Annotated in this window: 10 protein-coding genes; 3 read left to right on the top strand and 7 right to left on the bottom strand. The window is 67.1% G+C overall.

Annotation, left to right across the window (positions count from 1 at the left end; genetic code table 11):
* The coding region (locus ACRDUX_RS36790) for a PucR family transcriptional regulator ligand-binding domain-containing protein (protein ID WP_526421793.1) at positions 1-1128 on the bottom strand (1128 nt) is incomplete at its 3' end.
* A gap of 125 nt (positions 1129-1253) precedes the next feature.
* Between ACRDUX_RS36790 and ACRDUX_RS36785 the strand changes: the two genes are divergently transcribed.
* Positions 1254-2678: a purine-cytosine permease family protein gene (locus tag ACRDUX_RS36785; protein ID WP_526421791.1), complete on the top strand. Its 1425-nt coding sequence runs from the start codon at positions 1254-1256 to the stop codon at positions 2676-2678.
* A complete protein-coding gene (speB, locus tag ACRDUX_RS36780) occupies positions 2675-3622 on the top strand; it encodes an agmatinase (RefSeq protein WP_526421789.1) in 948 nt (315 codons plus the stop codon). The genes ACRDUX_RS36785 and speB overlap by 4 nt, the downstream gene beginning before the upstream one ends.
* Before the next feature lie 64 nt (positions 3623-3686).
* Here the strand turns inward: speB and ACRDUX_RS36775 are convergent, their stop codons facing one another.
* Positions 3687-4520, bottom strand: coding sequence for a hypothetical protein (locus tag ACRDUX_RS36775; protein ID WP_526421787.1), 834 nt, complete (start codon positions 4518-4520; stop codon positions 3687-3689).
* Complete coding sequence (aldR, locus tag ACRDUX_RS36770) at positions 4517-5032, bottom strand: HTH-type transcriptional regulator AldR (protein WP_526421785.1); 516 nt, start codon at positions 5030-5032, stop codon at positions 4517-4519. Before aldR ends, ACRDUX_RS36775 begins: the two co-directional genes overlap by 4 nt.
* Before the next feature lie 93 nt (positions 5033-5125).
* Here aldR and ald point away from each other — a divergent pair, with 93 nt between their 5' ends.
* Positions 5126-6241, top strand: coding sequence for an alanine dehydrogenase (ald, locus tag ACRDUX_RS36765; RefSeq protein ID WP_526421783.1), 1116 nt, complete (start codon positions 5126-5128; stop codon positions 6239-6241).
* A 191-nt stretch (positions 6242-6432) separates the two neighbouring features.
* Here the strand turns inward: ald and ACRDUX_RS36760 are convergent, their stop codons facing one another.
* From ACRDUX_RS36760 to rpsO, 4 genes are all read right to left on the bottom strand, one after another.
* Positions 6433-7734 (bottom strand): M16 family metallopeptidase, encoded by a 1302-nt coding sequence (locus tag ACRDUX_RS36760; protein WP_526421781.1) that lies wholly within the window; start codon positions 7732-7734, stop codon positions 6433-6435.
* On the bottom strand, positions 7712-9997 hold the full coding sequence (locus ACRDUX_RS36755) for a polyribonucleotide nucleotidyltransferase (protein WP_526421779.1): 2286 nt from the start codon (positions 9995-9997) through the stop codon (positions 7712-7714). Before ACRDUX_RS36755 ends, ACRDUX_RS36760 begins: the two co-directional genes overlap by 23 nt.
* Before the next feature lie 265 nt (positions 9998-10262).
* Positions 10263-10769, bottom strand: a complete 507-nt coding sequence (lppU, locus tag ACRDUX_RS36750) for an LppU family putative lipoprotein (protein ID WP_526421777.1) — start codon at positions 10767-10769, stop codon at positions 10263-10265.
* A 7-nt stretch (positions 10770-10776) separates the two neighbouring features.
* Entirely contained in the window at positions 10777-11046 is a 270-nt protein-coding gene (gene rpsO / locus ACRDUX_RS36745; RefSeq protein WP_526421795.1) for a 30S ribosomal protein S15, read from the bottom strand.
* Positions 11047-11056 lie beyond the last annotated feature (10 nt).

The raw sequence follows: 11056 nt of genomic DNA, 5'->3' as shown, positions 1-11056 counted from the left end.
CGGCAGCAGCGAGCGGGCCTGCATCGCGGAGACGGCCAAGGTCTCCGGTGCCGCCGCCGCGCCGATACCCGCCGGGCGGCCGTCGGCGTGCGCCTCGAGCGCAGCCATCAGCGCCGCCGGATCGGAGTGGGCGATCTCCACCGTCCCGCCGTGCACCCGTAGCAGCGCGCCGGCCAACGCCAGGTGCAGGCGGAACGCCAGCGTGTCCACGTCGTCGGACGCGACCACCGCCACCTGATAGTGCTCACCGGTCAGCCCGACACTGGCCGCGAGGTGTTGCGCGCGTTCACGTTTGACGCCCGGACGCAACAGTTGGCCGAACACCTGACTGCGCCGTCGGCGTTCGGGTTGATCGGACAGGTTGCGCCGCTCGATGTCCAGCGCGATGAGGGACACCAGCACCGTGGACGAACTGCGCGACGTCACGTCCATGTCCGCGCCAAGCACGACGTACGCCAGCGGCATCTGCGCGCCGACGGTGTGCACCTCGAAGTCGCCGATCATCGACCATCCGCCGACCGCCGCTCGAGGGTGAAACGGGATGCGGCACGCCCGTTCGACCACGTCGGGGTCGGCGCCCGCCGTGGCCGCCATCAGTCGACCACTGCTGTCGCAGACCACACAGGGGGTCGTGCTGGTCTCCGACCAGGCCGACAGCAGCGCAGGCAGCGGCGCCGCGCTGGTCGCCACGGCCGTGAGTCGGCGGTTGACGTCCATCGCGGACAGCAGATCCCTGCGCTCCTGTCTGGCGATGGTCTCGAAGACCCACTTGGTGACGGCGATGAAGGGCGTCTCGTCGGGCACCACCAGCAGCGGAACGCCCAGCTCCTGCGCGGCGACCCGCAGCGCGTCGGGACACTCCTGATAGGGCAGCCCATGTCCGAGGCCGAGCGCGAGGCCCGCGACCCCTGCGGCGGCGCACTCGGAGACGTACGCGCGGCACTCGGCCGGCCTCATCGGCACCAGCAGCCCCACCGTCATGAGCAGCTCGCCACCGCGCAGCCAGTCACCCGGTGACGTCAGCTCCGACACGTGGGCGGACGTCACCTCCCGGCCTGCGCCACCCTCGCCCGCGATGAGCTGCAGGTTCAGTGACCGGTCGGCCACGACGTCGCCGATCGTGATCACCGTAGACCACCCGTAATGTGCATTTCGCCCAACCTTAATGGACGCATTGAACATTTTGGCCATGGTGGCTGATCCATCCGCGGGCGCATCGTGAGACGCAACACACCCACGATCGCAGGAGCCTCATGACATCCACCACGCCCGTGGCCGCCTCCGACGGTCGCCCTGGCGGAAGAATCGAGACCCGCTCGATCGACTACGTGCCCGACGACGAACGCCACGGCAAGGTGTCCCACCAGGGACCGTTCTGGTTCGTCGGCAACTTCCAGCCGTTCACCCTTGCGCTGGGCTTCGTCGGCCCAAGCCTCGGCCTGTCCCTGTGGTGGACCATCGTCGCGGGCATCGCGGGCATTGCGTTCGGCACCCTGTTCATGGCCTTCCACGCCACCCAGGGCCCCGTGCTCGGGCTGCCCCAGATGATTCAGTCGAGGGCCCAGTTCGGCTATCGGGGCGTGCTGTTGCCACTGATCGGCACGCTGTTCACGTTCGTCGGCTTCAACGTCGTCGACGTGGTCATCATCAAGTCGGGGCTGCAGTCGATCTTCGGCTGGAATCCCGTCGTCGTGGCGGTCGTCATCACCGTGATCGCCGCACTCGTCGCGATCTTCGGACACGACCTGCTGCACAAGACATTCCGCGTGCTCTTCTGGATCTCGCTGCCGCTGTGGATCGTCCTGACCTGCGGGGTGCTGTTCGGGGGCGTGACGGGAACCGCCTCGACTCCGGGCGGTTTCACGTTCGTGGCATTCCTGGTGCAGTTCAGCGTCGCGGCGTCCTACAACATCACCTACGCGCCGTACGTCTCGGACTACAGCCGCTACCTGCCCCGCAACACCAAGCCGTCCGCCATCATCGCGTCGGTGTTCCTCGGCGCCTCGGCCTCACCCGCCTGGCTGATCCCCCTCGGCGCCTGGATGGCCACCTACCTCGGCGCAACCGACGCCCTGGCCGGGATCAATCAGACCGGCAACGACGTCTTCTCCTACCTCGGCAGCGTGTTGGCGGTCGTGTCGACACTCGTCCTGGTCGCGACCATGGGACTCAACGCGTACAGCGGAATGCTCACCGTCGTCACGGGTCTCGACTCGCTGAAGTCGCTCACCCCGACTCGCAATCTGCGGGTCGTGACGATCGCCGTGCTGGCCGTCGCCTGGCTGGTGATGAGCCTGCTGCTGTCGAATGCCACGACCGCCCTGAACACCACCCTGCTGATCATGCTGTATCTGCTGGCTCCCTGGACGGCAGTGAACCTCACCGACTACTTCTTCGTCCGTCGCGGCCACTATGCGATCGCAGACCTGTTCACCCCCAACGGAATCTACGGCGCCTGGTCGTGGCGCGGACTGACCGCCTTCCTGGTGGGCGTCGCCGCAGAGATCCCCTTCGTCGACCTCCCGTTCTTCGTCGGGCCTGCCGCCGAGGCACTCGGCGAGGTCGACATCGCCTTCATCGTCGGCCTGGTGGTATCCGGCCTCGTCTACATCGCGGTCACCAGGTCGCTCGACGTGTCCGGCGAACTCGAGTTCATCGAATCCAAGGAGAACGCATGAGCAGCGGCGACATCGTCGGACCACCGGACGCGAGCCGCGTCCCCCGGTATACCGACCCCGCCACCTTCGCCCGCCTGCCTCGCATCGACCAGGTCGCCTCGGCGGACGTCTCCATCGTCGGAATCCCCTTCGACAGCGGGGTGTCGTACCGGCCGGGTGCCCGTTTCGGGCCGGGGCACGTCCGTGCGGCGTCGAAGTTGTTGCGGCCGTACAACCCGGCGCTGGACGTGGAGCCGTTCGGCAAGCAGCAGGTCGCCGACTGTGGGGACATCGCGGTGAACCCGTTCAACATCGAGGAGGCGATCGCCACCATCGATTCGTCGATCACCGACATTCGCCGAGACGGGTCGACGGTGCTCACCATCGGCGGCGACCACACCATCGCCCTGCCGATCCTGCGCTCACTGGCCCGCGACCACGGTCCGATCGCCGTCCTGCACTTCGACGCCCATCTCGACACCTGGGACACGTACTTCGGTGCGCCCTACACCCACGGCACGCCGTTTCGTCGGGCCAGCGAGGAGGGCCTCATCGACATGGAGCGTTCGCAGCACATCGGAATCCGCGGCCCGCTATACGGCAAACAGGACCTCGAAGACGATGCGGTGCTCGGCTTTCAGGTGATCCGCTCCGACGACTTCGAGGTCGACGGCGTTGCGAGCATCGTCTCGCGGATGCGCGCCCGCCTCGACGGCGGTCCGGTGTACGTCTCGGTCGACATCGACGTGCTCGATCCCGCGCACGCCCCCGGCACCGGGACTCCCGAGGCGGGCGGGATGACGTCGCGCGAGCTGCTGAACACGCTGCGTGGACTGGTCGGACTCAACGTCGTCGGTGCGGACATCGTCGAGGTGGCACCGGCCTACGATCACGCCGAGATCACCGGCATCGCCGCGGCGCACGTCGGGTACGAGCTGCTGTCCGTGCTGGCGGCGAACCGCTGAAGGCGTGACCGAACGTTGAGACAGCGCTAGCAGTCGAAATCTGAGGGCGATTCGACTGCCAGCGCTATCTCAACGCGTTAGTGGGAGGGTGTCGAGCTTCGGCGAGGGCAGATTTCGCTGTCTGTAGGCATTCGGCGGCGGCGGTGGCGATTCGTTGGGCGTCTTCGCGCTCGGCGTCGGCGGTGTTCAGTTCGCGTTCGGCAACGGCGAGTGACTCGAGGAGCTTCTCGTAACGCCTGCGCGCCTTGGCGAGGGCGGCCGTCTGCTCCGCGAGCGCATCGATCGCACCGGCGTGCGTCTTCTCCGCGCCCTCGACGTCACGTGCGGCCGCGGCGACGCGCCTCCTGGCTGCCGCCACCTCGGCCCGCGACCGCTCTGGGGCGACGGGCGGGTCGGGCTTGGCCTTCGCCTCCGGGGCCACCGCGCGGACGGAGCCGAAATCGCCGAACCCGGACCACCGTTCGGCCTTGGCCAACCGGCCCAGCCGGGCCGCGACGTCGGGGTCGGCGATCGCCGCCTGGAGCGTGCCCACCACGTCGTCGCGCAGGGCGGAAGACGGCGATGACAGCCCGGTGGCGGTGAACCCCGCCCGCGCCAGCTCGTCGACGAGTCTGCGCTGTGCCGCCGACAGCTCGCGGATCCGTGCCCCGTCCATCGCCGCGTGCGCCGCTCGAAGCCCCTCGGTGAGTTCGGTCAGCCTGTCTCGGGCGTTCACCTCGCTGCGCACCAGCACGTTCACCACCCAGGCTGCGGTGGTCGGTCGACGGGCGGCGGCGATCGACTTCGCCGCCGCCGCGTCACCGCGCTTCTTCGCCGCCGCGGCGAGCTCGGTGCGCAGTGTCGTGAAGCCCTCCGGCGCGACGGCGTAGAGCTCGTCGGTGTCCTCGTCGGCCGTCACAGCGGCGATGCTCCGCGCAGATGCTCGAAGATCAGCGAGGTCTGGGTGCCCGCCACGTCGGCGTCGGCGTTGAGGTTCTCCACCACGAACGATCGGAGGTCGTCGGTGTCGCGCGCGGCCACGTGCAGGAGGAAGTCGTCGGCACCGGCCAGGAAGTAGACGTCCATCACCTGTGGCCGCTTACGGATGTGCTGGATGAAGTCGATGATCTTGCCGCGGGCGTTCGCCTGCAGGCTCACCGAGATCATCGCCTGCAGCGAAAGACCGATCGACGCGGGATCGATGTCGGCGTAGAAACCGCGGATCACCCCGAGATCCTGGAGCCGTCGCACCCGGCCGTGGCAGGTGGACGGAGCGATGCCGACGAGGTCGGCCAGAGCACTGTTCGACATCCGGGCGTCGGAGTGAAGCGCAGTCAGGATGCGACGGTCGGTGTCGTCGAGGTCGGCCGGTCGAACATTCTTCGACGGCACCGCGACCGGTACCGTCGAGATCGAAGATCGTTCTTTCATATGGCCACTTTAACGAATGACTGTCGCAACTATTGTCAATACTTCGAATGTTCTTCACAATTTAGCTAACAGAACACGACTTTAGGAGCGGTCATGCGCGTCGGAATCCCGACCGAGATCAAGAACAACGAGTACCGGGTGGCCATCACCCCGGCGGGTGTCGCCGAACTGACCCGTCGTGGTCACGAGGTGCTCATCCAGGCTGGTGCAGGCGACGGCTCGGCGCTCTCCGATCGCGACTACAAGGCCGTCGGAGCGCAGATCATCGACACCGCAGACGAGGTGTGGTCCGAGGCCGATCTGCTGCTCAAGGTCAAGGAACCCATCGAGGCCGAGTACGCCAGGATGCGCAAGGGCCAGACACTGTTCACGTACCTGCACCTCGCGGCATCCAAGCCCTGCACCGACGCCCTGCTGGCGTCGGGCACCACGTCGATCGCCTACGAGACCGTTCAGACCTCCGACGGCGCACTGCCCCTGCTGGCCCCGATGAGCGAGGTCGCAGGCCGCCTGTCCGCACAGGTCGGCGCCTACCACCTCATGCGAAGCCACGGTGGCCGCGGCGTCCTCATGGGCGGCGTCCCCGGCGTCGCCCCCGCCGAGGTCGTCGTCATCGGCGGCGGGATGGCCGGCTACAACGCGGCTCGCATCGCCAAGGGCATGGGTGCCCATGTCACGGTGTTCGACCTCAACGTCAACACGCTCCGCAAGATCGACGGCGAGTTCAACGGCAGCATCGAAACCCGCTACTCGTCGATGCTCGATCTCGAGGACGCAGTCAAACAGGCCGATCTGGTGATCGGCGCAGTGCTCGTCCCAGGCGCCAAGGCCCCCAAGCTGGTCACCAATTCGACTGTCGCGCACATGAAGTCGGGCGCGGTCCTGGTGGACATCGCCATCGACCAGGGCGGCTGCTTCGAGGACTCGCGTCCCACCACGCACGACGACCCGACCTTCGCCGTGCACGACACCGTGTTCTACTGCGTGGCCAACATGCCAGGCGCAGTCCCGCGGACGTCGACCTACGCGCTGACCAATGCCACCATGCCGTACGTGGTCAGACTCGCCGACAAGGGTTGGCAGGGCGCGTGCGCGGCCGATCCCGCACTGGCCAAGGGCCTTTCGACCCACGAGGGCGGGCTGCTCTCCGAGCAGGTCGCCTCCGACCTCGGGCTGCCGTTCACCGATCCCGCGGCGCTGCTCACCTAGAACTCTCCTCCACTCGCCCGGTCGGCGCCCACGCGGCACCGGCCGGGCGATGACCATTGCTCACCCCTTTCCGTACTTGACACTCGTCAAATACGGTGGGGGACATGATTCTCGATGGACCTGCGCGGTTTCACCACGCCGTACTTCTCGTGCTGAAGCGCGACGACTCGTTACGACTGCGCTAGCAGTCGTCAGCCCGCGATGCTCCGAAGTGCTTGAGGCAGCGACTTCTTCGATCGGTGGGGCCCAAGAACGGCCGCGCCGTACGGCCGGTTCAAGAGTTGCTTCGCTACCGCGTTCACCTCGTCGAGGGTCACGGCGTCGATGAGCGCGAGCGTCTCGTCGATACTTCGATGCGTCCCGAAGTTGAGCTCGCTGCGACCGATGCGATGCATCCGCGAGCCCGAATCCTCGAGGCCCAGGACCAGCCCACCTCGCAACGAGCCCTTGGCGATTCGGCACTCGGATTCGGTGATACCGTCGCGCGCCACCTCGGCCAACACATCCGCGGAGACCCGGGACACCTCGTCGAAGCGCTCGGGTAGGCACGCCGCGTACACCGAAAGCGCACCGGAGTCCGAGAACGTGTCAACCGTCGAGTAGACCGAGTACGCCAGTCCGCGCGTCTCCCGAATCTGTTGAAACAGGCGTGAACTCAAGCCGCCGCCCAGGGCGCCGTTGAGTACGGACAACGCCCAGCGGTGCTTCCAGTGCCGCCCGGGCGTGCGCACGCCGAGGAACATGTGCGTCTGCTCGCCGTCGCGATTGACCAGTTGCAGACTGGGCGCTCCGAGGACCCGGCCAGTGCCCTTGCGGGGCGCAACGGGCTCGTGTCCCCTCACCAGTCGCGGCCCGAAGTGTTCCTTCACCAAGGCGACCACGTGGTCGTGGTCCACGTTCCCCGCCACCGCGACGACCATGCGTTCGGGGGTGTACCTCCGAACGTGGAAGGAATGCAGTTGGGCTCGCGTCATCGTCGAGATCGACTCGATGCTGCCGATCACCGGGCGGCCCACCGGATGGCTTCCGAACATCGCCGACAGGAAGACGTCCCCGAGCGTGTCCTCCGGGTCGTCGTCACGCATCGCGATCTCCTCGAGCACGACGTCGCGTTCGACCTCGACGTCCTCGGTTGCGCACCTGCCGCGCAGCACCACGTCGGCCACCAGGTCGACGGCCAACTCGAGATCGGTGTCGAGCACGTGCGCGTAGTAGCAGGTGTGCTCCCTGGCGGTGAACGCGTTCAGTTCACCGCCCACCGCGTCGACGGCCTGAGCGATCTGGACCGCCGAACGCGTCGGCGTCGACTTGAACAGCAGATGCTCCAGGAAGTGAGCGGCGCCGGCCACGCTGTGACCCTCATCGCGTGACCCGACGCCTACCCACACTCCCACCGATGCCGAACGCACCGACGGAACGAACTCCGTGACGACGCGAAGGCCGCCGGGCAGCGCGCTGCGCCGGACGACCTTAGCTGCTGGCGGTCGCGGCATCGGCGGGTGCAGCACCCGAATCCGTCGAGGTGTCGGCAGGACCGTCCGTGGGGGCTTCGGCCGCCTCGTCTTCGGCGACCAGCACCAGCGAGATCTTGCCGCGGTTGTCGATGTCGGCGATCTCGACGCGCAACTTGTCGCCGAGCTTGACCACGTCCTCGACCTTGGCGATGCGCTTGCCGCGGCCGAGCTTGCTGATGTGGACCAGGCCGTCACGACCCGGCAGCAGCGACACGAACGCACCGAAGTCGGTGGTCTTGACGACGGTTCCGAGGAACCGCTCGCCGATCTTGGGCAACTGTGGGTTGGCGATGGCGTTGATCATGTCGATCGCGGCCTGTGCCGACTCGCCGTTGTTCGCCCCGACGAACACGGTGCCGTCGTCCTCGATGGAGATCGACGCACCGGTCTGCTCGGTGATCGAGTTGATCATCTTGCCCTTCGGCCCGATGACCTCGCCGATCTTGTCGATCGGCACCTTGATCGTGGTGATGCGCGGCGCGTACGGGCTCATCTCGTCGGGCTCGTCGATGGCCTCGGCCATCACCTCGAGGATCGTGATGCGCGCGTCCTTGGCCTGCGCCAGCGCACCCGCCAGCACCTGCGACGGGATGCCGTCGAGCTTGGTGTCCAGCTGCAGCGCGGTGACGAAGTCCTTCGTGCCTGCGCACTTGAAGTCCATGTCGCCGAAGGCATCCTCGGCACCGAGGATGTCGGTCAGGGTGACGAAGCGCCGTTCCGTGCCCCCACCCTCGACCTCGACGTCGTCGGACACCAGACCCATCGCGATGCCCGCCACGGGCGCCTTCAGCGGCACGCCGGCGTTGAGCAGCGACAGCGTCGACGCACACACCGAACCCATGGACGTCGAGCCGTTGGAGCTCAACGCCTCAGACACCTGACGGATGGCATACGGGAACTCCTCGATGCTCGGCAGCACCGGCATCAGGGCACGCTCGGCGAGCGCGCCGTGGCCGATCTCGCGACGCTTGGGCGAACCCACGCGGCCGGTCTCCCCGGTCGAGTACGGCGGGAAGTTGTAGTGGTGCATGTAGCGCTTGGAGGTTTCCGGTCCGAGCGAGTCGATCTGCTGGGCCATCTTCACCATGTCGAGGGTGGTGACGCCCATGATCTGGGTCTCGCCACGCTCGAACAACGCGCTGCCGTGCGCCCGCGGGATGACGGCGACCTCGGCCGACAGCGCGCGGATGTCGGTGATGCCGCGGCCGTCGATGCGGAAGTGGTCGGTCAGGATGCGCTGGCGGACGAGCTTCTTGGTCAGCGAGCGGTACGCCGCGCCGATCTCCTTCTCGCGCCCGGCGTAGGTCTCGCCCAGGCGGTCGAGGACCTCGCCCTTGATCTGGTTGGTGCGCTCGTCGCGCTCTTCCTTGCCCGCGATGGTGAGCGCCTTGGAGAGCTCGTCGGTGGCGACCGAGGACACCGCGTAGAACACGTCGTCCTGGTAGTCGGGGAAGACCGGGTAGTCGGCGACGGGCTTGGCGGCGCTGTCGGCCAGTGCCTGCTGCGCGTCGCACAGTGCGGCGATGAACGGCTTGGCGGCCTCGAGGCCCTCGGCGACGACGCTTTCCGTCGGCGCACCGGCGCCACCGGCGATGAGCTCGATGACGCGATCGGTGGCCTCGGCCTCGACCATCATGATGGCGACGTCGTCGCCCGCCTTGCGGCCCGCGACGACCATGTCGAACACGGCGGTCTCGAGCTGCTCGACGGTGGGGAACGCCACCCACTGGCCGTCGATCAGCGCGACGCGCACGCCGCCGACGGGACCGGAGAACGGAATGCCGGAGATCTGGGTCGACGCGGATGCGGCGTTGATGGCCAGCACGTCGTACAGGTCCTTGGGATCGAGGCTCAGGATCGTGACGACGACCTGGATCTCGTTGCGCAGACCCGAGATGAAGGTCGGGCGCAGCGGCCGGTCGATCAGACGGCAGGTCAGGATCGCGTCCGTGGAGGGACGGCCCTCGCGCCGGAAGAACGAACCGGGGATGCGTCCCGCGGCGTACATGCGCTCTTCGACGTCGATCGTCAGCGGGAAGAAGTCGAAGTGGTCCTTCGGAGTCTTGCTGGCCGTGGTGGCCGAGAGGAGCATGGTCTCGTCGTCGAGGTAGGCGACGACGGCGCCGGCGGCCTGCTTGGCCAGCCGGCCGGTCTCGAAGCGGATGGTGCGGGTGCCGAAGCTCCCGTTGTCGATGACGGCGGTGGACTCGAAGACGCCGTCTTCTATTTCAGTTGCAGACATACGTGTGTCAGACCTCTTTAGTTCTCGTTCAGCTGTTTCGCGTCGCCACGCGAGAGAACCCGGGAATCCTGACGGCCATCGATCGAAGCGGCCGGTACACACCGGCAGCCACTACCGAAGACCGCCCATACGAGAGCGGGTGCTCGGGTGACGCGCTGGAGCGGTCACGCGGTTATGCGCGAATCGCACCTGTCTTTCGAGCCGATAGGGCTCAAAACACGTTCATGTTACACGGCGGCTACTGCCCGACCCGTCCAGTCGAGCCCTACGACACGTCCTCGACGCACACCGTGAACTGGCGTTCGTCGTAGGCGTAGCCGAGCCCGGTGGTGCACTGGTCGACGTTGGCCACCTCCTGCATGATCTGGGTGGCGCGCTGGCGGTTTGGCGCCGACGCGTCATTGCAGTCGACGCGGATGGGGTCGCGGGCGTTGTCCGGGTCGACGCTCATGCAGCCGTCGACCACCCAATCGATGTCCATGCAGATGGTCGGACCCGACCCGCTGAAGGAACTGCGCGCCGAGTAATAGGAATCGACGTCACTGAAGCAGTCGTCGGCGTTCTCGACGGTGCCGACGACCTTGAAGTTCGACTCCTGGCTACCGCATTCCACCTCGGTGGTCTCCGGCCGGTCAGGGGGGCCGCCGACCTTCAGACAGTCCCCCACCTGCAGGTCCGCGGCAGCCGCGGATGAACACCCCACCAACACCCCCGAAACGGGAATGACGAGGAGCGCGAGCGCAACGAGTGCGCCCGCAGGGAGGGATTTCACCCGGGTGTTAGCGACGCAGACCCAGGCGCTCGATCAGCGAGCGGTAGCGCTCGACGTCGACCTGGGCGATGTACTTGAGGAGCCGACGACGACGGCCGACGAGCAGCAGCAGTCCGCGCCGCGAGTGGTGATCGTGCTTGTGCTTCTTGAGGTGCTCGGTGAGATCGGAGATGCGCTTGGTCAGCATCGCGATCTGGGCCTCCGGCGAACCGGTATCGGTCTCGTGCAGGCCGTACTGGCCGAGGATCTCTTTTTTCTGCTCGGTGGTGAGCGACATGAAACTACTC

Origin of the sequence: Mycobacterium sp. (assembly GCF_050701675.1) — a bacterium.
GTDB lineage: Bacteria > Actinomycetota > Actinomycetes > Mycobacteriales > Mycobacteriaceae > Mycobacterium.
This window is presented reverse-complemented; position numbering and strand designations above follow the sequence as displayed.